At 60.7% G+C, this 25,683-nt stretch carries 21 protein-coding genes and 4 tRNA genes; 7 read left to right on the top strand and 18 right to left on the bottom strand.

Translation table 11 applies throughout. The annotated features are described in order from the left end of the window. Positions 1 to 62 precede the first annotated feature (62 nt). From rpoB to AMK00_RS08360, 13 genes are all read right to left on the bottom strand, one after another. A complete protein-coding gene (gene rpoB, locus AMK00_RS08415) occupies positions 63 to 4,202 on the bottom strand; it encodes a DNA-directed RNA polymerase subunit beta (protein WP_064810130.1) in 4,140 nt (1,379 codons plus the stop codon). A gap of 259 nt (positions 4,203 to 4,461) precedes the next feature. Further along, on the bottom strand, positions 4,462 to 4,842 hold the full coding sequence (rplL, locus tag AMK00_RS08410) for a 50S ribosomal protein L7/L12 (RefSeq protein ID WP_064801898.1): 381 nt from the start codon (positions 4,840 to 4,842) through the stop codon (positions 4,462 to 4,464). A gap of 58 nt (positions 4,843 to 4,900) precedes the next feature. Next, positions 4,901 to 5,419: a 50S ribosomal protein L10 gene (gene rplJ, locus AMK00_RS08405; RefSeq protein WP_064801896.1), complete on the bottom strand. Its 519-nt coding sequence runs from the start codon at positions 5,417 to 5,419 to the stop codon at positions 4,901 to 4,903. Positions 5,420 to 5,748: 329 nt separating this feature from the next. Next, the gene (rplA, locus tag AMK00_RS08400; protein ID WP_064801895.1) at positions 5,749 to 6,450 is read right to left on the bottom strand and encodes a 50S ribosomal protein L1; all 702 of its coding nucleotides are present in this window, start codon (positions 6,448 to 6,450) and stop codon (positions 5,749 to 5,751) included. Positions 6,451 to 6,454: 4 nt separating this feature from the next. After that, the gene (rplK, locus tag AMK00_RS08395) at positions 6,455 to 6,886 is read right to left on the bottom strand and encodes a 50S ribosomal protein L11 (RefSeq protein ID WP_003547518.1); all 432 of its coding nucleotides are present in this window, start codon (positions 6,884 to 6,886) and stop codon (positions 6,455 to 6,457) included. Positions 6,887 to 7,063: 177 nt separating this feature from the next. After that, positions 7,064 to 7,594 carry a transcription termination/antitermination protein NusG gene (nusG, locus tag AMK00_RS08390; RefSeq protein WP_007791989.1) on the bottom strand — a complete coding sequence of 177 codons (531 nt, stop codon included), beginning with the start codon at positions 7,592 to 7,594 and terminating at the stop codon, positions 7,064 to 7,066. Positions 7,595 to 7,611: 17 nt separating this feature from the next. Then, a complete protein-coding gene (secE, locus tag AMK00_RS08385) occupies positions 7,612 to 7,812 on the bottom strand; it encodes a preprotein translocase subunit SecE (protein ID WP_003547514.1) in 201 nt (66 codons plus the stop codon). 193 nt (positions 7,813 to 8,005) lie between these two features. After that, a tRNA-Trp gene (locus AMK00_RS08380) sits at positions 8,006 to 8,081 on the bottom strand. A gap of 166 nt (positions 8,082 to 8,247) precedes the next feature. After that, positions 8,248 to 9,141 carry an NAD-dependent epimerase/dehydratase family protein gene (locus AMK00_RS08375; protein WP_064810129.1) on the bottom strand — a complete coding sequence of 298 codons (894 nt, stop codon included), beginning with the start codon at positions 9,139 to 9,141 and terminating at the stop codon, positions 8,248 to 8,250. A gap of 174 nt (positions 9,142 to 9,315) precedes the next feature. Then, positions 9,316 to 9,450, bottom strand: coding sequence for a hypothetical protein (locus AMK00_RS33440; protein WP_257784632.1), 135 nt, complete (start codon positions 9,448 to 9,450; stop codon positions 9,316 to 9,318). A gap of 203 nt (positions 9,451 to 9,653) precedes the next feature. Next, on the bottom strand, positions 9,654 to 10,829 hold the full coding sequence (gene tuf, locus AMK00_RS08370; protein WP_011424970.1) for an elongation factor Tu: 1,176 nt from the start codon (positions 10,827 to 10,829) through the stop codon (positions 9,654 to 9,656). 334 nt (positions 10,830 to 11,163) lie between these two features. Then, positions 11,164 to 11,237, bottom strand: a tRNA-Gly gene (locus AMK00_RS08365). A 24-nt stretch (positions 11,238 to 11,261) separates the two neighbouring features. Then, a tRNA-Tyr gene (locus tag AMK00_RS08360) sits at positions 11,262 to 11,346 on the bottom strand. Positions 11,347 to 11,549: 203 nt separating this feature from the next. Here AMK00_RS08360 and rlmB point away from each other — a divergent pair. From rlmB to AMK00_RS32485, 3 genes are all read left to right on the top strand, one after another. Further along, entirely contained in the window at positions 11,550 to 12,440 is an 891-nt protein-coding gene (gene rlmB / locus AMK00_RS08355; protein ID WP_064810128.1) for a 23S rRNA (guanosine(2251)-2'-O)-methyltransferase RlmB, read from the top strand. A gap of 47 nt (positions 12,441 to 12,487) precedes the next feature. Next, positions 12,488 to 13,180 (top strand): AprI/Inh family metalloprotease inhibitor, encoded by a 693-nt coding sequence (locus AMK00_RS08350; protein WP_064810127.1) that lies wholly within the window; start codon positions 12,488 to 12,490, stop codon positions 13,178 to 13,180. 125 nt (positions 13,181 to 13,305) lie between these two features. After that, positions 13,306 to 13,464 carry a hypothetical protein gene (locus AMK00_RS32485; RefSeq protein ID WP_164517777.1) on the top strand — a complete coding sequence of 53 codons (159 nt, stop codon included), beginning with the start codon at positions 13,306 to 13,308 and terminating at the stop codon, positions 13,462 to 13,464. A 53-nt stretch (positions 13,465 to 13,517) separates the two neighbouring features. Here AMK00_RS32485 and AMK00_RS08345 read toward each other — a convergent pair whose 3' ends face one another. Continuing rightward, entirely contained in the window at positions 13,518 to 13,856 is a 339-nt protein-coding gene (locus AMK00_RS08345) for a hypothetical protein (RefSeq protein ID WP_064811679.1), read from the bottom strand. A gap of 206 nt (positions 13,857 to 14,062) precedes the next feature. After that, a tRNA-Thr gene (locus tag AMK00_RS08340) sits at positions 14,063 to 14,138 on the bottom strand. Positions 14,139 to 14,295: 157 nt separating this feature from the next. Between AMK00_RS08340 and AMK00_RS08335 the strand changes: the two genes are divergently transcribed. The 3 genes from AMK00_RS08335 to AMK00_RS08325 are packed head-to-tail and all read left to right on the top strand — an operon-like array spanning position 14,296 to position 16,629. Next, the gene (locus AMK00_RS08335) at positions 14,296 to 15,069 is read left to right on the top strand and encodes an NAD kinase (protein WP_011424966.1); all 774 of its coding nucleotides are present in this window, start codon (positions 14,296 to 14,298) and stop codon (positions 15,067 to 15,069) included. Positions 15,070 to 15,073: 4 nt separating this feature from the next. Further along, complete coding sequence (locus AMK00_RS08330; protein WP_064811678.1) at positions 15,074 to 15,577, top strand: hypothetical protein; 504 nt, start codon at positions 15,074 to 15,076, stop codon at positions 15,575 to 15,577. 32 nt (positions 15,578 to 15,609) lie between these two features. Then, positions 15,610 to 16,629 carry an alpha/beta hydrolase family protein gene (locus tag AMK00_RS08325; RefSeq protein WP_064811677.1) on the top strand — a complete coding sequence of 340 codons (1,020 nt, stop codon included), beginning with the start codon at positions 15,610 to 15,612 and terminating at the stop codon, positions 16,627 to 16,629. A 50-nt stretch (positions 16,630 to 16,679) separates the two neighbouring features. On the opposite strand, the gene prfB is transcribed toward AMK00_RS08325, so the two are convergent. The 3 genes from prfB to AMK00_RS08310 form a co-directional block, all read right to left on the bottom strand. After that, a protein-coding gene (gene prfB / locus AMK00_RS08320) for a peptide chain release factor 2 (RefSeq protein WP_164517776.1) occupies positions 16,680 to 17,811 on the bottom strand; the annotation gives its coding sequence in 2 pieces (ribosomal slippage) (positions 16,680 to 17,741 and positions 17,743 to 17,811; 1,131 coding nt in all). Positions 17,812 to 17,912: 101 nt separating this feature from the next. Further along, a complete protein-coding gene (locus AMK00_RS08315) occupies positions 17,913 to 20,372 on the bottom strand; it encodes a penicillin-binding protein 1A (RefSeq protein ID WP_064801883.1) in 2,460 nt (819 codons plus the stop codon). A 363-nt stretch (positions 20,373 to 20,735) separates the two neighbouring features. Next, positions 20,736 to 21,995 carry an N-acetylmuramoyl-L-alanine amidase gene (locus AMK00_RS08310; RefSeq protein WP_064810126.1) on the bottom strand — a complete coding sequence of 420 codons (1,260 nt, stop codon included), beginning with the start codon at positions 21,993 to 21,995 and terminating at the stop codon, positions 20,736 to 20,738. A gap of 623 nt (positions 21,996 to 22,618) precedes the next feature. On the opposite strand from AMK00_RS08310, the gene AMK00_RS08305 reads away from it, so the two are divergent. Further along, the gene (locus AMK00_RS08305; protein ID WP_064810125.1) at positions 22,619 to 25,492 is read left to right on the top strand and encodes a ribonuclease E/G; all 2,874 of its coding nucleotides are present in this window, start codon (positions 22,619 to 22,621) and stop codon (positions 25,490 to 25,492) included. Positions 25,493 to 25,683 lie beyond the last annotated feature (191 nt).

The following is a 25,683-nucleotide window of genomic DNA, read 5'->3' as shown; positions in this document are numbered from 1 at the left end:
ACGGATGCGGCTCCCGGCGGGACCGGCGTGCGCCGCATTGGCAGCGCACGCCCTATCAATGTTTACTCGGCCGCGTCCGGCAGCTGGGTTGCCTGCGCTTCATCGAGCTTGGTGTTCTCGAGCTCGACGCTGAGGCCCAGCGAGCGCATTTCCTTGACGAGAACGTTGAAGCTTTCCGGAATACCGGCTTCGAACGTGTCGTCTCCGCGGACAATGGCTTCGTAGACCTTGGTGCGGCCGGCGACGTCGTCCGACTTCACCGTCAGCATTTCCTGCAGCGTATAGGCGGCGCCATAGGCTTCGAGCGCCCAGACTTCCATTTCGCCGAAGCGCTGACCACCGAACTGCGCCTTGCCACCCAGCGGCTGCTGGGTCACGAGCGAGTAAGGGCCGATCGAGCGGGCATGGATCTTGTCGTCGACCAGGTGGTTGAGCTTCAGCATGTAGATGTAGCCCACGGTCACCTGGCGGTCGAACTGCTCGCCGGTACGGCCGTCATAGAGCGTCGACTGGCCGGTGTCCTTGAGACCCGCCAGACGCAGCATGTCGTTGACGTCACCTTCATTGGCGCCGTCGAAGACCGGCGTCGCGATCGAAACGCCGCGCTTCCACTGGTCGGCGAGACGCAGGACGGACTCGTCGTCGAAGTCCTGGACCTGTTCGGCCTTGGGACCGTCGCCGACAACATCGCCGATAGTCTTGCGCAGCGGCTCGATGTTGCCGTTGGCCTTATACGCTTCGATCAATTCGCCGATCTGGCGACCCATGCCGGCGCAAGCCCAACCCAGGTGCGTTTCCAGAATCTGGCCGACGTTCATGCGCGAAGGCACGCCGAGCGGGTTCAGAACGACGTCGACATGCGTGCCGTCTTCGAGGAACGGCATGTCCTCGACAGGCACAATGCGCGAGACCACGCCCTTGTTCCCGTGACGGCCGGCCATCTTGTCGCCCGGCTGGATCTTGCGCTTCACGGCGACGAAGACCTTGACCATCTTCATGACGCCCGGAGGCATTTCATCGCCGCGTTGGACCTTCTCGACCTTGTCCATGAAGCGCTGTTCAAGGCGCGACTTGGATTCGTCGTACTGGCCGCGGAGGGCTTCGAGTTCGCTCTGGACCTTCTCGTCCTCGACGGCGAACATCCACCACTGCGAGCGGGGATATTCGGAGACGACGGCGTTCGAAAGTTCGGTGCCCTTCTTGAAGCCCTTCGGGCCGGCGATGGAGACCTGGCCGCGCAGCATGTCGATCAGACGGCCGTAGACGTTACGGTCGAGGATCGCCTGCTCGTCGTCGCGGTCCTTGGCGAGCCGCTCGATCTCCTCGCGCTCGATCGCCATCGCGCGCTCGTCCTTCTCGACGCCATGGCGGTTGAAGACGCGAACTTCGACGATCGTGCCGTAGGTGCCGGGCGGCATGCGCATGGAGGTGTCGCGCACGTCGGAGGCTTTTTCGCCGAAGATGGCGCGCAGAAGCTTTTCTTCCGGCGTCATCGGGCTTTCACCCTTCGGCGTGATCTTGCCGACGAGGATATCGCCCGGCTGAACCTCGGCGCCGATATAGACGATGCCGGCTTCGTCGAGGTTCTTCAGCGCTTCTTCCGAAACGTTCGGAATATCGCGGGTGATTTCCTCGGGGCCGAGCTTGGTGTCGCGCGCCATCACTTCGAATTCCTCGATGTGGATGGAGGTGAACACGTCGTCGGCAACGATGCGCTCGGAGAGCAGGATCGAGTCTTCGTAGTTATAGCCGTTCCAGGGCATGAACGCGACGAGGGCGTTGCGGCCGAGCGCCAGGTCGCCGAGATCGGTCGACGGGCCGTCGGCGAGAATATCGCCGCGGTTGACGACGTCACCGACAGTGACCAGCGGACGCTGGTTGACGCAGGTGTTCTGGTTCGAACGCTGGAACTTCTGCAGGCGGTAGATATCGACGCCGGACTTGCCGGCTTCGAGGTCTTCCGTGGCGCGGATAACGATACGCGTCGCGTCGACCTGGTCGACGACGCCGCCGCGGCGGGCGCCGATGGCGGCACCGGAGTCACGCGCGACGACCGGCTCCATGCCGGTGCCGACGAACGGAGCTTCGGCACGCAGCAGCGGCACGGCCTGACGCTGCATGTTCGAGCCCATGAGGGCGCGGTTGGCGTCGTCGTTTTCCAGGAACGGGATGAGTGCCGCTGCGACCGAAACGACCTGCTTCGGCGAAACGTCCATCAGGTTCATGCTGTCGCGAGGCGCGAGCATAACTTCACCCGCGTGACGGCAGACGACGAATTCGTCGACGAAGGAACCGTCAACGTTCAGCTCGGCGTTGGCCTGTGCGACGTAATACTTGGCCTCTTCCATGGCGGAGAGGTAGAGCACGTCGTTCGTCACCTTGCCGTCGACGATGCGCCGGTACGGGCTTTCGATGAAGCCGTATTTGTTGACGCGGGCAAAGGTCGCAAGCGAGTTGATCAGACCGATGTTCGGGCCTTCCGGCGTTTCGATCGGGCAGATACGGCCATAGTGGGTCGGATGCACGTCGCGGACTTCGAAGCCGGCGCGCTCGCGGGTCAGACCGCCCGGACCAAGGGCCGAAAGACGGCGCTTGTGGGTGATTTCCGAGAGCGGGTTGACCTGGTCCATGAACTGCGAGAGCTGCGAGGAACCGAAGAATTCGCGGACGGCTGCGGCAGCCGGCTTGGCGTTGATCAGGTCCTGCGGCATGACCGTGTCGATTTCGATCGAGGACATGCGTTCCTTGATCGCACGCTCCATGCGGAGCAGGCCGAGACGGTACTGGTTCTCCATCAGCTCGCCGACCGAGCGGACGCGGCGGTTGCCGAGGTTGTCGATGTCGTCGATCTCACCCTTGCCGTCGCGCAGTTCGACCAGCATCTTGACCACGGCCAGGATGTCGTCCTTGCGCAGGATGCGAACGGTGTCCTCGACGGAGAGGTCGAGGCGCATGTTCATCTTGACGCGGCCGACGGCGGAGAGGTCGTAACGCTCCGCATCGAAGAACAGCGAATTGAACATGGCTTCGGCCGATTCCATCGTCGGCGGTTCACCCGGGCGCATGACGCGATAGATGTCGAACAGAGCGTCCTGACGGTTCTCGTTCTTGTCAGCCGAAAGCGTGTTGCGGATATAGGCGCCGACATTGATGTGGTCGATGCCGAGAACCGGGATCTCGTCGAAACCGTTCGCGAGAATGACGGCGAGCGTCTTCTCGTCGATCTCGTCGCCGGCCTCGAGATAGATCTCACCCGTCGAGTAGTTGACGATATCCTCGGCGAGGTAGTTACCGTAAAGGTCGTCGTCGCCGGCCTTCAGCGCCTTCAGGCCCTTATCGGAAAGCTGGCGCAGCAGGCGCGGCGTCAGCTTCTTGCCGGCTTCCACGACGACTTCGCCGGTATCGGCGTCGACCATCTCGGTGATCGCCTTGGCGCCCTTCAGGGTTTCCGGCTTGAAGGGAATGCGCCAGCCTTCGCCGTCGCGCTTGTAGAGCGACTTCGTGTAGAAGGTGTCGAGGATTTCCTCGCCGTCCATGCCGAGCGCCATCAGCAGCGACGTGACAGGGATTTTGCGGCGGCGGTCGATGCGGGCGTAGACGATGTCCTTGGCGTCGAATTCGATATCGAGCCAGGAACCGCGATAGGGAATGACGCGGGCGGCGAACAGCAGCTTGCCGGAAGAATGGCTCTTGCCCTTGTCATGGTCGAAGAAGACGCCCGGCGAACGGTGCATCTGCGAGACGATGACGCGCTCGGTGCCGTTGACGATGAACGTGCCGTTGTTGGTCATGAGCGGCATGTCGCCCATGTAGACGGACTGTTCCTTGATGTCCTTGATCGACTTTGCGCCAGTATCCTCGTCGATATCGAACACGATGAGACGGAGAGTGACCTTCAGCGGCGCAGCATAGGTCAGGTCGCGCTGGCGGCACTCGTCAACGTCGAACTTCGGCGGTTCGAATTCGTAAGACACGAACTCCAGCATCGAGGCGCCGGAGAAGTCGGTGATCGGGAAAACGGATTTGAAGACGGCCTGAAGGCCTTCGTCTGGGCGACCGCCCTTCGGCTCTTCAACCATCAGGAACTGGTCGTAGGACGCCTTCTGAACCTCGATGAGGTTCGGCATTTCTGCGACTTCGGGGATCTTACCAAAAAACTTGCGTACGCGCCTGCGACCATTGAACGAAAGGGTCTGAGCCATCGTCGCTCCTTCAAAAATTGCATCCGGGCCTGCAACGGACGGGAACCGATGGCCAGTCGATCCCGCCGATCAATGAGTAGTTCAACCTCGTCCCACCTCCCGAAACAGCCAGGCCGGATTGCCTTGGCGCTTCGGTTCGAGACCATGCTCTTGAAGAACCCATTACCCAAAAGCCGTTTTCACGCGGCTTTTGGGTAATTCGTTCAGGAAAACGGCAAATGGGAGGCAGTAAATGCCGCCTCCCACGTGCAGTTCAAGATTACTTGACGTCGGCCTTTGCGCCTGCGTCTTCAAGCTTCTTCTTGATGTCGGCGGCTTCAGCCTTGGAAACAGCTTCCTTGACAGCCTTCGGAGCGCCTTCGACGAGGTCCTTGGCTTCCTTGAGGCCGAGGCCGGTGATGGCGCGGACTTCCTTGATGACGTTGATCTTGTTGGCGCCGGCATCCGTGAGGATGACGTCGAACTCGGTCTTTTCTTCTTCAGCCGGAGCAGCAGCGCCTGCACCACCAGCAGCAGCAGCAACAGCTACCGGAGCAGCAGCGGAAACGCCCCACTTTTCTTCGAGAAGCTTCGACAGTTCTGCAGCTTCCAGAACGGTCAGCGAGGAGAGGTCGTCAACGATCTTTGCGAGATCAGCCATTTTACTAGTTCCTTTTGTTCGGTTCGAACCGGTTGATTATAAACAGCGAAAAACCGCCTTAAGCGGCTTCGTCCTTCTTGGCGTAGGCCGCAAACACGCGGGCAAGCTGGCTTGCCGGTGCTGCAACAACCCCAGCGATGCGGGTAGCCGGTGTCTGGATCATGCCCAGCAGCTTCGCACGCAGCTCGTCGAGCGAAGGCAGGGTCGCAAGCGACTTGACTGCATCGGCGTTGAGCGTGGTTGTTCCCATGGCGCCGCCCAGAACAACGATCTTGTCGTTGGTCTTGGCGAAATCCATGACGACCTTCGGAGCGGTGATCGGATCGGTGCTGTATGCAATCAGCGTCTGACCCTTGAAGAGATTGGTAATCCCTTCCGCTTCCGTACCCTGAAGGGCAATTTTGGCCAGGCGGTTCTTCGCGACTTTGACGGTACCGCCAGCTGCACGCATCTTCGAACGAAAATCGTTCATCTGCGCGACTGTAGCACCAGCATAGTGGGCCACGACGACTGAGCCCGAAGCCTTGAAGACTTCGTTCAGTTCCGTGACGAATTCGCGTTTTTCCGCTCTTTCCACTGCCTATCTCCAGTTGGCGGGACCGAAAACGGGCCCGCCGGGTTGCCTTTTGCCTCCCGGGATCATGCGAGATCCCAAGCGACGCTTGAGGATCCTGTCCCCCCGCGCTCCCGCGCCAATTAAGGCTAAAGAGGCACAAGGCATCCAAGGCTCGAACCGAGTTACGAGAAGTGAACTTCATGCAATTCGGGTCTTACCCGTCTCATGCAGGCGAAGTGATTAAGGGAAAACCACCTGCAATCTCGGACAGGATTCCGGATTTCTCCGGAATATTCCGGCCCCTTGCGAGGCCGGAAATTCAGTGACCGGGCAGAAGCCCGGCCATAAACTTATGCAGTCGGAGCTGCGGTGACCGAGCCGACTTCGATCTTGACGCCCGGGCCCATGGTCGAAGAAATCGCCACGCGCTTGACATAGTTGCCCTTGGCGCCAGCCGGCTTCGCCTTGATGACGGCGTCAGCAAAGGCGCGGATGTTTTCTTCCAGCGCCTTGGCATCGAAAGAGGCCTTGCCGATGCCGGCATGGACGATACCAGCCTTCTCGACGCGGAACTCGACAGCGCCGCCCTTGGAAGCCTTGACGGCTCCAGCGACATCCATGGTGACGGTGCCGACCTTCGGGTTCGGCATCATGCCGCGCGGGCCGAGAACCTTACCGAGACGGCCGACGAGCGGCATCATGTCCGGGGTAGCGATGCAGCGATCGAAGTCGATCTTGCCGCCCTGAACGATTTCGACAAGATCTTCTGCGCCAACAACGTCTGCGCCAGCAGCCTTGGCTTCGTCAGCCTTGGCGCCACGGGCGAAAACAGCAACGCGAACCGTACGGCCGGTGCCGTTCGGCAGGTTGACGACGCCGCGAACCATCTGGTCCGCATGGCGCGGGTCGACGCCGAGGTTCATCGAGACTTCGATGGTTTCGTCGAACTTGGCGACAGCCCGTTCCTTGACCATGCCGATGGCCTGGGTCAGAGCGTAGAGCTTAGTCGGATCAACACCTTCGTTGATTTTGCGAGTGCGCTTGCCTGCCATGGTCTTAACCCACCACTTCCAGGCCCATGGCGCGGGCAGAGCCCTCGATCATCGCCATTGCACCTTCGATATCCGCTGCGTTCAGATCCTTCATCTTGGCTTCTGCGATCGACTTGATCTGAGCCTTGGTGAGGGAGCCGGCCTTGGCGCCCTTGCCGGGCGTCTTGGAACCGGACGTGATCTTCGCTTCCTTCTTCAGCCAGTAGCTGACCGGAGGCTGCTTCATCGCGAAGGTGAAGGACTTGTCCTGGTAATAGGTGATGACGACCGGGATCGGCATACCCTTTTCCATTTCCTGCGTGGCGGCATTGAACGCCTTGCAGAATTCCATGATGTTAATGCCACGCTGACCAAGCGCCGGACCAATCGGCGGAGACGGGTTTGCCGATCCTGCCTTGACCTGAAGCTTGAGCTGGCCTGCAACTTTCTTAGCCATATCTCTCTGCCTTTCATGAACGGCCGGTCGCCCGGCCCGTGATGCCGGATTGCTCCGGCGGCTGCGGTTGCGTGGTGCGGATCATTAGGGTCCGGCTAAGACCCCTCACCTTCCACGCGGATGCGGACAAGGTCCGCAAGAAGCGGGCCACAAGGGCCAGCTTCCCATCTCTCGCGATCAGACCTTCTCGACCTGCGCATATTCCAGCTCGACCGGCGTTGCGCGGCCGAAGATCGACACTTCCACCTTCAGGCGCGAACGCTCTTCGTCCACATCCTGAACCGTACCGTTGAACGAAGCGAAAGGACCGTCGGAAACGCGGACCTGCTCGCCGATCTCGAAGGTAACGGACGCCTTCGGCCGCTCGACGCCTTCCTGAACCTGACCGAGAATGCGCTCGGCTTCATAATCCGGAATCGGAACGGGCTTATTGTCGGAGCCGAGGAAACCTGTGACCTTCGGCGTATTCTTGATCAGGTGATAGGCCTCGTCCGTCAGATTGGCGCGGACCAGGACATAGCCCGGGAAGAACTTGCGCTCGCTGTCGACCTTGCGGCCGCGACGCACTTCCACAACCTTTTCGGTCGGCACGAGAATCTTCTCGAACAGGTGCTCAAGCCCCTTCTGGCGAGCCTTGTTCTCGATGTCTTCAGCCACCTTCTTTTCAAAATTCGAGTACGCGTGGACGATGTACCAACGTGCCGCCATTTTCATCTCCACCCGTATCAGTTGCCGGTATTGAGCACGAAGCTCAGGGCCCAGCCGATCAGCTGGTCAGCGGCAAAGAAAAACAGCGCGGCAAAAACCACCATCACCAGCACCATGACCGTCGAGATCATCGTCTCGCGGCGCGACGGCCATGTGACCTTGGACGTCTCGGAGCGAACCTGCTGCAGAAACGCAAATGGATTGGATTTGGATGCCATCGACTGCCCACGCAATTACGGCGCGTAAAGCTGAAACTATCAGCCCCACGCACCGCGTGTCTGTTGAACCCTAAATAAACACCGATTTCCGAATGCACAAGAGGGAAACCGAAGTTTAACGAAATTAGTTGCCACCCATCAATCCCCAGCCGGAATGCCGCGAGCAACGCCGCGCTGTCCGTATCAGGGTAGATGGCAGGGGCAGAGGGGCTCGAACCCCCGACCTGCGGTTTTGGAGACCGCCGCTCTACCAACTGAGCTATACCCCTTCATGCCCGTCCTTCAGCGCCCGGGTCAAGACCCGCAAATCGCTGCCGAAATGCATGGCGCTCCCTTTAAGACGGCGGCAGCGGATTGGCAAGCACGATTTTCGATTTTCAAAGCCTTCTGCTCATTTGCGAGCGTCCGCTTTTCGATCGCGTAACCGGAGAGCATTCAGACCTTCACATATTTCCGCCAGTCGTGTTCTTCCTTGAAGCCCAACACCTCGCGAATCTTGCGGTTGGAAAGCAGCCCCTCATATTCACCGATCTCGCGGGTGAAGGGCACATTCGGGAAGAATCGCTTCGCCAGCTCTTTCGACGGCGTATTGGCCGAAACCGTGTCGTTAGCGGCGTTGAAGACCTGGTAGCCAAGCCCGTCCTTCTCGATGCAGAGATGGCAGATCTGCCCGAGGTCGCGAGCATCGATATAGCTCCAAGCGATGCGCTTGCGCATCTCGGGATGGGCAAAATAGGTTGGGAACCTCTCATATTCATGCGGCTCGATAACGTTGCCGATGCGCAGCGCATAGATGTCGATACCCGACCGTTCGGCAAAGGCGCGCGCCGTCTTTTCGTTGACGACTTTGGAAAGGCCGTAAGAATCCATCGGATTGACGTCGTAATCTTCCTCCAGCGGGAACTGGTGGAAGTCGCGATGGCCTTCGGCAAAGCAGACGCCGTAGGTCGTTTCGCTCGACGCGACGATGATCTTCCGGATGCCGAGCTTCACCGCAGCCTCGATGATATTGTAAGTGCCCATCACGTTGATGCGGAAGGTCTCGTTGTCGGGCTTGATCAGGATGCGCGGAATTGCGGCGAAATGCACGACCGCATCAAAGGGCTGAACGCCCCTGCCCGCATCGAGATCGGGAAAATCGCGATGCATCGACAGCGCGTTGAAGACCTGGCCGCTGTCGGTGATGTCGGCGATGAGATTCGTGACGCCGGGGCTGTCCAGAGGCACGAGATCGAGGTTGTGAACCTCGTACCCTGCATTGACGAGCCATGGCACGGCATGGCGACCTGCCTTGCCGGAACCGCCTGTGAACAGAATCCGCTTTTTCATGGAAAAGTCCTCCGCATCATTAAACCGGAGGCATAGTTAGACGCTTCCGCGCGAAGAGCAAGCGAGCGTCCTGCGAGGGGTTTCACCCCGTCGCGCCAGGAGCACCCTATCCGGGAGCACCTGGCCCATTATTGCCCTATCACCGCAGCCCCGTGCGATGAACTGGAAAGGTCGTCACTTGACGACGCTTACCTCATTGATCTGCACTCCGGCCGATTGAACAACCTCTTGCGGAATCGCAGCGATGAAAAACATCGTGAAAACATACATCGCGAATATCGTCGCAACGAATGTGGCCTTTGGAATCATCCCGACTCTCCTCTTTACAAGGAGGAGTCTGGACTAAAATGAGCCAATCACAACTGCTTTCTGAACGTGAGATGAACAAAATACTGTGACGGGCGTTCTTAACGATATTTTTACAACACCTGTTAAACGGCTCGGATGCATCAAAAACGAAAAACCCCGCTGTTTCCAGCGGGGTTTTTCCTGATTGTGGATAACCTGAAAGGTTACTCGACGATCGAAGCGACGATACCGGCGCCGACGGTGCGGCCGCCTTCGCGGATAGCGAAGCGCAGCTTTTCTTCCATCGCGATCGGAACGATCAGCTCGACGTCAACCGTGACGTTGTCGCCCGGCATGACCATTTCCGTGCCTTCCGGAAGCGTCACGATGCCGGTCACATCCGTCGTGCGGAAGTAGAACTGCGGACGGTAGTTGGTGAAGAACGGCGTATGACGGCCGCCCTCTTCCTTCGTCAGGATGTAGGCTTCTGCCTTGAACTTCTTGTGCGGCTTGACGGAGCCCGGCTTGCACAGGATCTGACCGCGCTCGACGCCGTCACGGTTCACACCGCGGATCAGCGCGCCGATGTTGTCGCCGGCCTGGCCCTGGTCGAGCAGCTTGCGGAACATTTCAACGCCGGTCACCGTCGTCTTCGAAGTCGGACGGATGCCGACGATCTCGACTTCTTCACCAACCTTGATGATGCCACGCTCGACGCGGCCGGTCACGACCGTACCACGGCCCGAGATCGAGAACACGTCTTCGATCGGCATCAGGAACGGCTGGTCAACCGGACGCTCAGGCGTCGGGATGTAGGAGTCGACCGCTGCCATCAGCTCGCGGATCGCGTCTTCGCCGATCTTCTTGTCCGAATCTTCAAGAGCAGCAAGCGCCGAACCCTTGACGACCGGAATGTCGTCGCCCGGGAAGTCGTAGGACGACAGAAGTTCGCGAACTTCGAGCTCGACCAGTTCGAGAAGCTCGGCGTCGTCAACCTGGTCGACCTTGTTCAGGAACACAACGATCGCCGGAACGCCGACCTGGCGGGCGAGCAGGATGTGTTCGCGCGTCTGCGGCATCGGGCCGTCAGCAGCCGAGCAAACCAGGATCGCGCCGTCCATCTGAGCCGCACCGGTGATCATGTTCTTCACGTAGTCGGCGTGGCCGGGGCAGTCGACGTGCGCGTAGTGGCGGGCCGGAGTCTCATATTCGACGTGCGCCGTCGAGATGGTGATGCCGCGGGCCTTCTCTTCCGGAGCCGCGTCGATCTGGTCGTACGCCTTGAACTCACCGAAGTACTTCGTGATCGCTGCCGTCAGAGACGTCTTGCCGTGGTCAACGTGGCCGATCGTGCCAATGTTGACGTGCGGCTTGTTGCGCTCAAACTTACTCTTTGCCATTTGAATGCTTCCTGTGAACAAAATGGTGGCCCCGGCGAACCGGTTTAGTGCCGCCGTTTAAGGCTTTCGGCGAGATTGCGCAAGACTTAATTGCAGGCGCCGATCATGGCGTGACAGCGCATATGGGAGACAATTCGCCGCCTGCAAGGCGATTCGCCGCAGCCCCTCCAAAAATCGCTGGAATCCCAGGGAAATTCGCACGGATCACCAAGGATGAACCGCGGCCATTGACGATCCCTCGCCTGCGGCAACAGCGGTCGGCGTCCCCCCATGGCTGGAAACAGCGCGCACGACGATCGCGACTGCGATCGCATCAACCGGCTTTAAGGGAAACTGGAGCGGGTAGCGGGAATCGAACCCGCGTATTCAGCTTGGAAGGCTGCTGCTCTACCATTGAGCTATACCCGCGGGATGGTCAGATCCGATGACGAATGGTGGAGAGAGTTGGATTTGAACCAACGTAGGCTGAGCCAACGGATTTACAGTCCGTCCCCTTTAACCACTCGGGCATCTCTCCAGTTTTTCGTCCGGATCTTGAAGACCAAGTTCGTCAGACTTCGAAGCGTTGCCGCCCGTCGTCTGCGCCGCGTATATGACCGGAGCATTTCCGTCTGTCAACACGATGACAATGGAAAAAACACGAAAAATTTCATTCGCCGCCGAAAGCCGGCACATGAAAGAAAGCCTATGCGGCAGCGAACGCCATGGCTATAAAGCCGCATGAGCAAAGACAACAAATCCGGCGGCAAGGCCGCGACAGACCCATCCGCCAAGGATACGCACTACGCCAATCTGAGGCGCGCCCACCGCGACGCCAAGCGCGAACGCGGCGAGATCCCGACACCCCAGCCACAGAAGCGCCGGCGTGGGGCTGAGGATTGGAAGCCGCCGGCGCTCGCGCCCGATCAGGTATATCTCTACGGTCTGCATACAGTGCGCGCCGCCCTCGACAATCCGGAGCGCAACAAGATCAAGCTGTTTACGACGCAGAATGCGCTCGCGCGTCTGGAAATCGACGTCGAGATGCTGGGCATTCCCTTCGAAATCGTCTCGCCGCACGAGATCGACAAGGTGCTCGGTCCCGAGGCGATCCATCAGGGCGTCATGCTGGAAACGCGGCCGCTACCGGTGCGCCGGCTCGAAGCGCTAAAGGACAGCCCTCTCCTGCTCGTGCTCGACCAGGTCACCGATCCGCACAATGTCGGCGCGATCATGCGCTCGGCCGTCGCCTTCAATGCCGGGGCCGTTATCACCACCCAGAGACATAGCCCGACCGAGTCAGGCGTGCTCGCCAAGTCTGCCTCCGGCGCCCTGGAACTGATACCTTATATACAGATCACCAACCTCGCCGACGCGCTCTGCGAATTGCACAAGCTCGGCTTCTCCACCATCGGCCTCGATTCGGAAGGGCCGGCGCCGCTCGAAGGTACCTTCTCAGGCGACAAGGTGGCGCTGGTGCTCGGCTCGGAGGGCAAGGGGCTCAGGCAGAAGACACGCGAAACCGTCAACGCACTTGCCCGCCTCGATATGCCGGGCGCGATCAAATCGCTGAACGTTTCGAACGCCGCGGCGATCGCGCTTTATGCGGCGCGGCTTTACTTAAAGACATAGGCTGGACTTAAAGGCCGGCTTACGGGCCGCGGCAAAGGGGGATTGCCATGATTGGTTTCATGCTTCGGCTCACAATTCCAGCAGCCATGCTGCTGGACTGCGGTCCGGCTGGCGCGCAGGATATCGATCCCGATATTCTCAGGGCGCAGGCGGGAACCTATCTGGTTGCGCCCGAAGACGGACGCGCCGGATGTCGGCTGACGCTCGAAACCGACCTTGCGATCGGCGGCTATTCGCTCTCGGGCCAGGACAATTGTTCCAAGCCGCTGCCGGCGCTTGCCGAAGCCGCTGCCTGGAATTTCGACGGCAATGGCGGCCTCATCCTGATCGATCCGACGCGCAAGGCCATCGCCCGTTTCGTCGAGAGCGAGGGTTCGCCGATGAAAACGGAAGACGAAACACCGCTGCTGCTGCTCTCGGCACCCGACGGTGTCGATCGCCTGCCGACCTTCAGGAGCCTTGCCGGGACATGGGCGATGCAAAGACCGGGCGGCGAAGAACTCTGCAGCGTGACACTCGACGGCACCATCGATGCGGACGGCCACGCACCCCTATCGCTTTCCCGAGACTGCGCCGCCAATGTCGCCAGGCTCAAGCTCGCCGTCTGGAATATCGAAGGTTTCGGGATGACTCTGATGAGTCATGACGGTTCGTCGCTCAGCTTCGACATGCGCTCCGACGGCAATTTCGATAAGTCCAGTGAAGAAGGCGGCAAGCCGCTTTCGCTCGTCAGCCACTGATCCCGGCGCAGGGCTCGATCCGGAGAAATCCACTTTTTGCCTTGGAATGACCTTCTGGAGCATTATGATCTGGCGGCGATCGATCCGTAACGACCGGTCACAAGCAAGAAGGAGCGATTCCCATCATGGCCATTCGACCGCTGATTTTCGGCATCCTCTTCATCGCGGCCTTTGTGGGAATCATCCTCAGCATCATCTGGGTGGACACGTCGCATCCCGTCCACCAGCCGGATCCCCTGTCGCCGACGGCGCCCGGCCCAGCGACGCCGGGGCCGGTGCAATAGGTCGAGAGAAACGCGGACGGCGATTGCGCGTTAATCCCACCGAACGACTATCCTCAGCTGCGATAGAACCGAGGCACGTCGCGATCATATTGGCGCCACTCGCGACGCTCTTCCCAGCGCCACGGCCGCCAATGGCGGCGTTCATAGCGCCATTCGGACCGGCGCCAATCGCGGCCATCCCGCCAGTCACGATTGCCCCGCCAATCACGGTCGTCACGCCAGTCACGATCGTCACGCCAACGGTCGTGTCGCCAGCTGTCATGAATCTGGGTGATGTCGCTTTGCGCGGATAGCGGCGACCGGTCGACAGGCATGGCGGCGGCGGGCGCAACTGCAGCAAGGGCCGCACCGAGGGAAATGGCTGCGGTCAGGAAAATATGCGCGAACTTCATGGCTGCTTCCTCATTGACGATGAGGAGACACTGCGCCACCACGGCTGAATTGCTGCTGAAGCAGTCCTTCAGATAGGGTTCATCAAGGAAAAGCGCCGGAGCATTATCGGAACCAATCAGCCTTGTTCCCAACGGAACTACAGCGCGACAGCCTTCGCTTGGCCGCTCTCTTCGGCTCGCCGAGCCGAAGCTTACAGAGCGCAGGCTGGTGCCCCCGGCAGGGTTCGAACCCGCGACCCCCTGATTACAAATCAGGTGCTCTACCAACTGAGCTACAAGGGCAATAGCTGCCCAACTAACAGATTCTGCGATCCTGTAAAGAAAAATCCGTGCCGGCGCGGACAAGTCTGCGTGTATCCAAACCGCCTTGTCGTGCAAAACGGCCTTGTCGCAACTGCCATTTATCCTTTAGCTAGAGCAGCTTCACAAAGGGTATTGTATGGGCCGTTCATTCCAGACGCTTTCCTTTATCGCCTCGCCGACGATGGAGGCGCTCGCAGCGCGCGAAGAGCTGATTCGCATCTATGGCGACGTGCCGCAGGACAAGGCTGATGTCATCGTCGCGCTGGGTGGCGATGGCTTCATGCTGCAGACGCTGCACAGCACCATGAACTCGGGCAAGCTGGTCTACGGCATGAACCGCGGCTCGGTCGGCTTTCTGATGAATGATTACAGCACGGAACGGCTTCAAGAGCGTATCTGCGTCGCCGTCGAAAACGCCTTCCGTCCCTTGAAGATGACAACGGCCAATGCCGACGGTACAAATTCCACAGCGCTCGCCATCAACGAAGTCTATCTTTTCCGCCAGTCCTATCAGGCCGCCAATCTGAGGGTCGTGGTCGACGGGCGCGTGCGTCTGGAGGAGCTGATCTGCGACGGGCTCATGGTGGCCACCCCCGCCGGATCGACGGCCTATAATCTTTCCGCCCATGGCCCCATCCTGCCGCTCGAGGCGCCGCTGCTCGCCATGACGCCCGTCAGCGCTTTCAGGCCGCGCCGCTGGAGGGGCGCCCTGCTTCCGAACAAGGTGACTGTCGATATCGACGTGCTCGAGCCGGTGAAGCGGCCGGTGAATGCGGTGGCAGACAATACGGAAGTCAAATCGGTGCTGCATGTCCGCATCGCTCAGTCGGAGCATATGACGGCGCGTATCCTCTCCGATCCGGACCGCTCTTGGTCCGACCGCATTCTCGCCGAGCAGTTCAAGGATTGAGATGATGGCAACGCGCCTGACATTGATGGCTACGATTTTCCTCGTCGGATGCTCGGCCGCGATCGCTGCTCCCACGCAGGACGTCATCCTGCCGGCTTCTGTGATTTTTGCGACCAGCACCGGCTACTGGGAGGACGACGGCAACGCGCCTGATGTCGAGCGGGCGCCCACCAAGGCCGAAAGCGTTTCCGACACCCAGGAAAAGCGCCATGGTTACTATAAGCTCTTTGCCGTGCGTCAGCCGGACAGGACGTCGAAAGTCTATCTTCAGCAGATTGCCCAGACCGAGACCGGTCCGATGATTGCCTCGACCATCGAACTGCAGGAGATCAGCGACCTGAAGCCTTACGTGACCGATATCCGCCCGGAAAACTCGAGCGGCATCATCAAGCAACCCGGCCTCTTCGCCACGATCTATCTGAAGACCGATCCCGCGGCCGAGCCGGACGGCTGGACCGTGCTGATCGACGAACTCGGCGACATCACCATCGAGAAAGCGACCAATTGAGCAGCGAGACGCTGTTCGCACAGGCGACCAAGATGAAGCTCGGCTTTCGCGAGGGCGTCCTTTACGACGACCGGAGACCAGATTGGGATGCTGCCGGTCCAAGGCCCGTCCGCTGGTCGCTATGGTATCCGGCTGCCGATGACGCGCTGGAATGTGAAATCCAGGAGAGGAGCTGGTTTCGCAAGGCGGCGGTCGCTCGCGATGCACCGATTCGGCTTTCAGACAGGCCTTATCCCCTGGTGCTGCTGTCACACGGCACCGGCGGTTCTGCGGCGGGACTGGAATGGCTGGCGCGACGCCTGGTCGATCGCGGATTTGCAGCGCTCGGCGTCGACCATCACGGGAATACGGGCAGTGAGGATTATCGCGCCGAAGGTTTTGCCTGTCTCTGGGAACGGGCGCCGGATCTGAGCTTGATGCTCGACCGCTGTCGCGACTGGCTTGGCGATCTCGCCGGTCGGATCGATGCAGACCGTGTATTCGCGGCCGGATTCTCAGCCGGAGCCTATAGCGTCATGCTGCTTGTCGGCGCTGTCACCCAGTTCTCCCAGTTCGAACCATCAAGGCTGAAGCCGGGTGCTCCACGCGGCCCAAGGGAATTTCCCGATCTTGCCGATCATATCCCCTCCTTACTTCGCACCAGCGAGGTGTTTCGCGAGTCTTGGTCCCGCATGTCGCAATGCTACCGGGATGACCGGATCACGGCGGCGCTCCTGTGCGCACCAGGTCGTTCCATTCTCGGTTTCAGCGAGGAAAGCCTGAAAACTGTCGAGGCACCCGCTCTTATCCTTGTCGGCGATGCCGATAAGGCGGCACCAGCCGAGGAATGTTCTTCATGGCTGCATGAGCGGCTGACCGGCAGCGCCCTGAAAATCTTCGGCGGCGGTCTCGGGCATTATGTCTTTGTGCCGGAGGGCACAGGGCTCGGTCTTGCCTTTGCCGCCGAGCTCTTCACCGATCCGCCGGGCATCGAGCGGGGAGCCGTTCATGACGAGATTGCCGCTCTATCGGCAGCGCTGTTTCATGATGGCGACGCCGGCGCGATAGGCTGAACAAAGAAAGCCCCGTTTCGGGGGCTTTCTGATTTCCATGATGCTGATTTTCAGTCAACATCCTCGACGACCGCATCGGCGGCGCCGCTGATGCGGTGAGCAAGGGCCGCTTCCATGAATTCGTTCAGATCGCCGTCGAGCACGTCGTCCGGAGCGGTGCTGGCAACGCCGGTGCGCAGGTCCTTGACCAGCTGGTAGGGTTGCAGCACGTATGAGCGGATCTGGTGACCCCAGCCGATATCCGTCTTGGAAGCGGCTTCGGCGCTCGCGGCCTCTTCGCGCTTTTTCAACTCTGCTTCGTACATCCGGGCACGCAGCATTTCCCAGGCCTTGGCGCGGTTCTTGTGCTGCGAACGTTCCTGCTGGCAGGCGACCACGATCCCGGTCGGGATATGGGTGATGCGCACGGCCGAGTCCGTCGTGTTGACGTGCTGGCCGCCGGCGCCCGACGAACGATAGGTGTCGATGCGGCAATCGCTTTCGTTGATGTCGATGTTGATCGAGTCATCGACGACCGGATAGACCCAGATCGACGAGAAGGACGTATGGCGGCGCGCATTGCTGTCGTAGGGGGAAATACGCACCAGACGATGCACGCCCGATTCCGTCTTCAGCCAACCATAGGCGTTGTGGCCCTTGACGAGCAGGGTGGCGGACTTGATGCCCGCCTCTTCGCCGTCATGGACTTCGAGAAGCTCGACCTTGAAGCGCTGGCGTTCCGCCCAGCGGGTGTACATGCGCAACAGCATGTTCGCCCAGTCCTGGCTTTCGGTGCCGCCGGCGCCGGAATGGACTTCGAGATAGGTGTCGTTGCTGTCGGCCTCGCCGGAGAGCATCGCCTCCACCTGGCGGCGTGCGGCCTCGGCCTTCAGTGCCTTCAAGGCATCCTCGGCTTCCTTGACGACACCCTCGTCGCCTTCTTCCTCGCCAAGCTCGACCAGCTCGACATTGTCTTTCAGCTGCTGTTCCAGCTGCCGGACGCCGCTAACGCCGTCATCGAGCTGCTGGCGCTCGCGCATCAGCTTCTGGGCTTCGGCAGCGTCATTCCAGAGGTTCGGATCCTCTGCCTTGTTGTTCAACCAGTCCAGTCGTCTTATCGCCTGGTCCCAGTCAAAGATGCCTCCTCAGCAGGGTGATAGCCTGCTTGGTTTCATCGACCACGTTTTCGATTTCGGCTCGCATTTCCCTGCTTCTCTGTAACGGTCTTCTTCAAGTGCTGGTGACATAGAGACGCCCGCCGCGGATGTAAAGAGCCGGGGCGGACTTCCAAAACTGGGTGAGGCTCAGAACAGGCCAGGCGTGCCGGTCTGAACCGCCTGGTTGGCCTGCGGCGAGGTTTTCAGGATCTCTTCCGGCGCCATGGTGCTGTCCATGCCGATGACCGAGAAGCTGTCGGCGGGTCCGGTACCGGGCTTGAAGGCTTCGACGATCGTGTTCGGATCGCCGTCGGCGGCGGCCATGCCGGTCTTGCGGTCGATCGGGATCAGGTTCATGCCCTGCGGAATGACAAACTTCGATTCCGGCATGTCCTTGACGGCGGCCTGCATGAATTCGTTGAAAATCGGGGCGGAGAGACCGCCGCCGGTACCGCCGCGGCCGAGCGGGGCCGGCGTATCGAAGCCCATATAGAGGCCGGCGACCAGATCCGGCGTGAAACCGACGAACCAGGCATCCTTTTCATCATTGGTGGTGCCGGTCTTTCCGGCGACGTCGCGGCCGCCGAGATCGATCTTGCCGGCAGCGGTGCCGCGCTGGATGACGCCCTGCATCATCGAGGTGATCTGGTAGGCGGTCATCGGGTCGAGGACGGTTTCGCGGTTGTCGACGACATTAGGCTCTTCCTGGTTCTGCCAGTCGCCGGCATTGCAGCCCTCGCAGAGGCGCTCCTCATGCTTGAAGATCGTCTTGCCGTAGCGGTCCTGGATACGGTCGATCAGCGTCGGCTTGATCTGCTTGCCGCCATTGGCAATGACCGAATAGGCCGAGACCATACGCAGCACTGTCGTGTCGCCGGCGCCGAGCGACATCGAGAGAACCGGCAGCATGTGATCGTAGATACCGAAGCGTTCGGCATATTCGGCAACGATATTCATGCCGAGATCGTTGGCGAGGCGCACCGTCATCAGGTTGCGCGAATGCTCGATGCCCGAGCGCAGCGTCGACGGGCCGCCGACTTCGCCGCCGTAATTTTCCGGCTTCCAGACCTGGCCGCCCGAGACGATCTCGATCGGCGCGTCCATGATGACGGAGGCCGGCGTATAGCCGTTGTCCATCGCCGCTGCGTACACGAAGGGCTTGAAGGAGGAGCCCGGCTGGCGCATCGCCTGGGTGGCGCGGTTGAATTCCGACTGGCCATAGGAGAAGCCGCCGACCATCGCGAGCACGCGGCCGGTCTTCGGATCCATGGCGACAAGGCCGCCCTGTACCTTCGGCGGCTGGCGCAGACGGTAGGAGGTCGACGCGTCGTCACCGAGCTTCTCGACATAGATGACATCGCCCGGGCTCAGGACGCCGGCCGGCGATTTCGCTGTCTTGCGCGAGCCATCCGCCGAACGGTAGGCCCATTGCATGTTCTTGGCGTCGATGGTGCCGCGAAGACGGTCCGCCGCAACCTTGCCGCTCCCGTCCTTGGCCGGCTGCAGGCCGATATCGACGTTATCGTCGGAGACGGCGAGCACGACGGCAAGGCGCCATTCCGGAACGTCGGACAGCGCGGGAATATCGGCAAGCGCCTTGCCCCAGTCGCCGTTTGCGTCGATCTGCTTGATAGCCCCATGGAACCCGCGGCGCTCGTCATAGGTCACCAGGCCATCCTGCAGCGCCTTGCGGGCGGCGAGCTGCATCTGCGGATCGAGCGATGTGCGCACGGAAAGGCCGCCCTCATAGAGGACCTTCTCGCCATATTGGTCGATCAGCTGGCGGCGCACGGCTTCGGCGAAGTAATCGGACGCGAAGAGCGACGGACCGTTGCTGCGGGCGGTAACGCCGAGCGGCTGCTTCTTGGCTTCCGCGCCGTCGCTCTGGCTGACATAGCCGTTCTCGACCATGCGATCGATAACCCAGTTGCGACGCTCGAGCGCCGCCTCAGGATGGCGGAAAGGATGATAATTGGCCGGCCCCTTCGGCAGCGACGCCAGATAGGCGGCCTCGGCGACGGTCAGTTCGGTGACCGACTTATTGAAATAGGTCAGTGCTGCGCCGGCGATGCCATAGGAATTCATCCCGAAGAAAATCTCGTTCAGGTAGAGTTCGAGAATCTTGTCCTTGCTGTAGGCCTGCTCGATACGGAAAGAGAGGATTGCTTCCTTGATCTTGCGGTCGATCGTCTGGTCCGAGCTCAAAAGGAAATTCTTGGCCACCTGCTGGGTGATTGTGGAAGCGCCGACGGGACGGCGGCCGGAACCGAAATTCTGCAGGTTGACGAGGATTGCGCGGCCGAGACCGGTGAGGTCGACGCCCGGATGGTTGTAGAAATTCTTATCTTCGGCCGAGAGGAAAGCGGCCTTGACACGGTCGGGAATGGCCTGGATCGGCAGGAAGAGACGCTTTTCCTTGGCATATTCGGCCATGAGAGCGCCGTTGCCGGCATGGACGCGGGTCGTCACCGGCGGCGCGTAGCTGTTCAGAACGGCATAGTCCGGAAGATCCCTGGCGACATTGGCGAGATAGATGGCAATACCCGCCGCCGCGACCAGAAACAGGACGCAGGCCATTCCGAAGAAATATCCAAGAAGTCTAAGCATATTTTCAGCTACCGGTCTCTTCGATCTGCAATCGGCGCAGACGCAACGATTGCACAGATCGAGACAATTTGCACGTTGTGCGCGGCTTACTCCATGAGCGCTACCGCCACAAGCCGATTCCGCGCCTCAAGCTAGGAAACATAAGCCGGAGTAACGGCGCGAATGTGAGCAAAATAGGGCTCTGACCGCCGCAATCACCGCCGCGGCAGCGTTTCATCAGGACTGTCACATCCAAGCAACGCCCGTTCTGTTCCTGATTGAAACATCTTGCTCAGAATTTGAATCAGGCGAGGCAGGCTAAGTCTTTGTTTTTCAGGCTGCCGCCGTTCCAGCAGGCGCGAGGGATTTTTTGAACGGCGTCCATCAGCCGCCATTCGCCACGACGCCGGTGCGGTATCGCTTCACCGCCTCGGTCAGGAGATCGGCGATCCTGGTGCGCCAGGTTTCGTCGAGCAGCAGTTTTTCGTCTTCGGCATTCGACAGGAACCCGAGCTCGAGCAGGATCGACGGCACGTCGGGCGCCTGCAGCACGCGGAAGCCGGCGTGGCGGTGCGGATTGTTGATGGTGCCGACCTGGTCCTTGAAGGAATTCAGCACGCTCTCGGCCAGCGAGATCGAGAAGGCCTGCGTCTCGCGCCGCGTCAGATCGAGCAGGATGTCGGCGACCTCGGGCGGCTCGGCGACTACCTCCTTGCCGGCGATCTGGTCGGAAAGGTTTTCGCGATCGGCAAGATCGGCTGCGAGCTTGTCGGAGGCCTTGTCCGAAATCGTATAGACCGTCGCCCCGCGGATATCCTTCTGTTTCAGCGTATCGGCATGCAGTGAAATGAACAGGCCGGCATGGTTCTGGCGGGCGATCAGCACGCGCTGAGAAAGCGACAGGAACTCATCGTCGCTGCGCGTCAGGAACGCCTTGATGCCCGGCTCCTTGTTCAGCCGGTCGGCCAGAGCCCTGGCGAAGGCAAGCGTCACCTGCTTTTCCTCGGTCTTCGTATCGACGCCGACAGCGCCGGTATCGATGCCGCCATGGCCGGCGTCGACGGCAATAACGAAATCGCCGGGAGCGGCTTTCTCTGGCGCCGGAATGGCGCTCGTCGTCTGGGCCGCCTCGGTCCGATCATCCCAGGATTGTGTCTTGACCAGTTCGGCAAAGGCCTGCTTATCGATCATTTCGGCGTCGAGCACCAGGCGATGGCCCCTGCCCGCCTCGTCGGCCTGCACCTTGGCGAGCGAGAGCTTCACCGGCCTTGCCGCTGTCAGCACGATGCGGGCGCTCTCCTCATCCATCTTGCCGTAGCGGATATCTTTGAAGAGGCCGCGAGCGGCCAAATCCTTCGCCGGAAAACCGAAGGCGGTGGCCGGCAGATCAACGACGATCCGCTCCGGATTGGCGATATAATGGACAGAGAAACGCGGCTCGCGGTCGAAATCGATGACGATGCGCGTCCTGGCGTCATCGCCGATGATGCGCGCCCCATAAGCGAGCAGCGGATCCTTCGTCTCGGCCGAACCCGCGAGGCCAGGCAGGAGGCAACCTGCAATGAGCACCGCCGTCTGAACCCGCCTTGCGAATGTCGATCGCCGCGTTGCGGACTGCACCGCGATCCGAGCCCTCTTAAACAATAAACCGTCACACCCTATTTATAACCACGATGGACCTGATATGGCCGGAACGGACGCTCGAGAGCGAAACGCCTTGCGACCTGCCGAATCGCGGTCACCCGCCCCCAGTTTCTATGCGATTCGAAATCCATCAATATTATGGCACATTTGGCTTTTCCCTTGCTATTGTGACACAGAAAACATACAACGCATTTTAGGGTAGAAGTGTTGACGGGATAGAGTCGCCGCAAGGGCTGCCAGCCAGATCTGGACCTGGCGCCACATCGGTCATCGTCCGCCGTCTCATGCGCTTCAACCCGGGAACTGGATCCTGATTTTCCGGCTTCTGTCGGAACTTCATTGGTGGATCAGCCACCACGCTCTCAGGGAGCAACCTCATCGGACCCGAACCGGGTCTTCGTATTTGTCGATCACGCTTGGTTGTTGATGGTTTCGCAGCAGGTTTTATCTGAAGTGTACAGGCCCCGGACCGAAACGGTTCCGGCTGCGGTCTGGCTGCTGCTCTTCCCTTCGCGTCAAGCGCGACTTTCATTATCCGGCGCGGCCACGGTGGACCGCATTCTTTCTGTTTCAACAGCAGTCGGGAATGCGCTCTCGCGGCCACGCCGAGGAGCACAGCTTACATGGCAGACAAAATGCTTATCGATGCGTCTCACGAGGAAGAGACGCGCGTCGTTGTCGTTCGCGGGAACCGCATAGAAGAATTTGACTTCGAGTCGCAGCACAAGAAGCAGATCCGCGGCAATATCTATCTTGCAAAGGTAACGAGGGTCGAACCCTCGCTGCAGGCCGCTTTCGTCGATTACGGCGGCAACCGGCACGGCTTCCTGGCCTTCGCCGAAATCCATCCTGATTATTACCAGATTCCGCTCGCCGACCGTCAGGCGCTGCTTCGGGCCGAGGCCGAGGAGCACCGTCGCGACGAAGACGTCGAGCACGTCGAAACCGCGCCGATGGTCGACCTTTCGACCCAGGACCAGCCGGATGTCGGTATCGTGCCGCCGGAGGCGCCGGAGCCGGTTGCCGCAGCCGACGAGACAGCGACCGGAGAGGGTGCTGCAGCGCCGGAGGTCGTAGCTTCGCCCAAGGCCGCCGAAGAAGCCCCGGCCAAGAAGGCCAAACCACGCCGCAGCCGTAAGAAGGTCGCCGAAACAACCGCGACGGAAGACGCCGTTCCGACCGACGTCGAAGCGGAAGGCGCTTCGAGTGTCGACAACGACGATGATGCCCCTGTCGGCGGCACGATGGCCGCGATGGTGGAAACCGACGCCATCTCCGAGGATATCGACACCAGCAAGCGTCGCCACGATGACGACGATGACGATGATGATCACGGTGAAGAGGAAGTCATCGAATCCGTCGGCGCCGAAGACGCGATGGAAGAGGTGCCGGACCGCGTGCAGCGCAAGCCGCGCAAGCAGTATCGCATCCAGGAAGTCATCAAGCGCCGCCAGATCCTGCTGGTTCAGGTCGCCAAGGAAGAGCGCGGCAACAAGGGTGCCGCTCTCACCACCTATCTCTCGCTTGCAGGCCGCTATTCGGTTCTGATGCCGAACACGGCGCGCGGCGGCGGCATTTCCCGCAAGATCACCAATCCGCAGGACCGCAAGCGCCTGAAGGAAATCGCGCGCATGCTCGAAGTGCCGCAGGGCATGGGCGTCATCCTGCGCACCGCCGGCGCCAACCGCACCAAGGTCGAGGTCAAGCGCGATTTCGAATATCTGATGCGCCTGTGGGAAAATGTCCGCACGCTGACGCTGGCGTCGACCGCCCCCTGCCTCGTCTATGAAGAGGGCTCGCTGATCAAGCGCTCGATCCGCGACCTCTACAACAAGGACATCGGCGAGATCATCGTTGCCGGCGAGGAAGGCTATCGTGAAGCGAAAGACTTCATGAAGATGCTGATGCCGAGCCATGCCAAGGTGGTTCAGCCCTACCGCGACATCCACCCGATCTTCTCGCGTTCCGGCATCGAGGCGCAGCTCGACCGCATGCTGCAGCCGCAGGTGACGCTGCGTTCCGGCGGCTACCTGATCATGAACCAGACGGAAGCGCTGGTCTCGATCGACGTCAACTCCGGCCGCTCGACGCGCGAACACTCGATCGAGGACACCGCGCTGCAGACGAACCTCGAAGCCGCGGAAGAAATCGCCCGCCAGCTTCGCCTGCGCGACCTCGCCGGCCTGATCGTGATCGACTTCATCGACATGGAAGAGAAGCGCAACAACCGCGCCGTCGAGAAGAAGCTGAAGGAATGCCTGAAGAACGACCGCGCCCGCATTCAGGTCGGCCGGATCTCGCATTTCGGCCTGCTCGAAATGTCGCGCCAGCGCATCCGCGCTTCCGTTCTCGAATCGACCACCCAGGTCTGCTCGCATTGCGGCGGCACCGGGCACGTCCGTTCGCAGTCCTCCGTCGCGCTGCATGTGCTGCGTGGCATCGAGGAATATCTGCTCAAGAACACGACGCACAACATCACCGTGCGCACCACGCCCGATATCGCGCTCTACCTGCTCAACCACAAGCGCCAGACGATCGTCGATTACGAAGCGCGCTTTGGCGTAGCGATTATCATCGATGCTGACGGTTCGGTCGGCGCGCAGCACTTCGCGATCGACCGCGGCGAGCCCGTGGAAAACCCGGTCAAGATCGAAAGCCTCTTCAATTTCGCAGCCATCCCCGAGGATGAGGACGACGACATCGTCATCGAGGCTGATGAGGACGAAGACGAAGAACTCGAGGAAAAGGCTGCCGCGACCGAACGTCCCGCTGCGGCGCGTTCGGAAGGCGAAGGTGAAGGCAACCGTAAGCGCAAGCGTCGCCGCCGCCGTCGTGGCCGCAACGGCAATGCCGAGCAGCCGGCAGCCGCTGCAGGCGAAGCCGGCGACGAAGAGGAAGACGGCGACGACGCGGGCGCCGAGGGCGACGAAACCGCCGCCGCGGCACCCGAGAGCCGCGCCGAAAACGAGGAATCGCAGCGCCGCAAGCGCCGTCGCCGCGGCAAGCGCGGCGGTCGGCGCAACCGGGAGGACGGCTCCGAGCTGACGGCGAATGAAGCCGGCGAAGACAACGGCAGCGAGGATGAAGACGACGGCACTTCGGATGACGTCGCTCCCGGTGAAGCCGCAATTGTCGAGACGGTTGCCGAACAGGCCGACGAGAGCCAAGCTGTAACGGCTGCCGTCGAGGACGTGGCTGTCGTCGCCGAAGAGGTAAAGCCTGCCCGTGGCCGCGGCCGCCGCAAGCCCGCCGCAGCGCCGGTCGAAGAACCAGTCGCGGAATCGGCACCCGCCGTAGAAGCAGAGCCGGAGGTGGTCGAAGCCTCCGCCGATCTCGCAACGCCCGCGCAGGAAGAAGCAAAGCCGGTTCGCGCCAACCGCGAATCCAATATTTCTTCCTCAGAGCCGACGGTGAAATCCACCCGTACCGAAAATGGCGAAAGCGACGAAGGTAAGCCGAAGAAAGCCGGCTGGTGGCAGCGCCGTGGCTTCTTTTGAACGCTGATTTTCGGACGTAAATGACGATAAATCCGGCCGTGGCGACGCGGCCGGATTTTCGTTTATGGCGGCGGCATCAGCATCGATTTTCGGCAAGGCAGCGCGAGTATGTGTATTGTTGAGATTACACACATGGGATGCGACCGTGCGAACGACTCTGGATATCGATAGGGGCTTGCTCGAAGCGGCAA

It is taken from the genome of Rhizobium sp. N621 (assembly GCF_001664325.1).
Lineage (GTDB): Bacteria > Pseudomonadota > Alphaproteobacteria > Rhizobiales > Rhizobiaceae > Rhizobium > Rhizobium esperanzae.
Note: the sequence above shows the minus strand (reverse complement) of the source record. Positions and strands in the feature narration are given on the sequence as shown.

Excerpts from the sequence above, each read along its gene's own strand:
- rpoB (WP_064810130.1), bottom strand. The coding sequence starts at position 4,202 with ATGGCTCAGACCCTTTCGTTCAATGGTCGCAGGCGCGTACGCAAGTTT.
- rplL (WP_064801898.1), bottom strand. The coding sequence starts at position 4,842 with ATGGCTGATCTCGCAAAGATCGTTGACGACCTCTCCTCGCTGACCGTT.
- rplA (WP_064801895.1), bottom strand. The coding sequence starts at position 6,450 with ATGGCAGGCAAGCGCACTCGCAAAATCAACGAAGGTGTTGATCCGACT.
- rplK (WP_003547518.1), bottom strand. The coding sequence starts at position 6,886 with ATGGCTAAGAAAGTTGCAGGCCAGCTCAAGCTTCAGGTCAAGGCAGGA.
- nusG (WP_007791989.1), bottom strand. The coding sequence starts at position 7,594 with ATGGCGGCACGTTGGTACATCGTCCACGCGTACTCGAATTTTGAAAAG.
- secE (WP_003547514.1), bottom strand. The coding sequence starts at position 7,812 with ATGGCATCCAAATCCAATCCATTTGCGTTTCTGCAGCAGGTTCGCTCC.
- AMK00_RS08375 (WP_064810129.1), bottom strand. The coding sequence starts at position 9,141 with ATGAAAAAGCGGATTCTGTTCACAGGCGGTTCCGGCAAGGCAGGTCGC.
- AMK00_RS33440 (WP_257784632.1), bottom strand. The coding sequence starts at position 9,450 with ATGATTCCAAAGGCCACATTCGTTGCGACGATATTCGCGATGTATGTT.
- tuf (WP_011424970.1), bottom strand. The coding sequence starts at position 10,829 with ATGGCAAAGAGTAAGTTTGAGCGCAACAAGCCGCACGTCAACATTGGC.
- rlmB (WP_064810128.1), top strand. The coding sequence starts at position 11,550 with ATGAGCAAAGACAACAAATCCGGCGGCAAGGCCGCGACAGACCCATCC.
- AMK00_RS08350 (WP_064810127.1), top strand. The coding sequence starts at position 12,488 with ATGATTGGTTTCATGCTTCGGCTCACAATTCCAGCAGCCATGCTGCTG.
- AMK00_RS32485 (WP_164517777.1), top strand. The coding sequence starts at position 13,306 with ATGGCCATTCGACCGCTGATTTTCGGCATCCTCTTCATCGCGGCCTTT.
- AMK00_RS08345 (WP_064811679.1), bottom strand. The coding sequence starts at position 13,856 with ATGAAGTTCGCGCATATTTTCCTGACCGCAGCCATTTCCCTCGGTGCG.
- AMK00_RS08335 (WP_011424966.1), top strand. The coding sequence starts at position 14,296 with ATGGGCCGTTCATTCCAGACGCTTTCCTTTATCGCCTCGCCGACGATG.
- AMK00_RS08330 (WP_064811678.1), top strand. The coding sequence starts at position 15,074 with ATGGCAACGCGCCTGACATTGATGGCTACGATTTTCCTCGTCGGATGC.
- AMK00_RS08325 (WP_064811677.1), top strand. The coding sequence starts at position 15,610 with ATGAAGCTCGGCTTTCGCGAGGGCGTCCTTTACGACGACCGGAGACCA.
- AMK00_RS08315 (WP_064801883.1), bottom strand. The coding sequence starts at position 20,372 with ATGCTTAGACTTCTTGGATATTTCTTCGGAATGGCCTGCGTCCTGTTT.
- AMK00_RS08305 (WP_064810125.1), top strand. The coding sequence starts at position 22,619 with ATGGCAGACAAAATGCTTATCGATGCGTCTCACGAGGAAGAGACGCGC.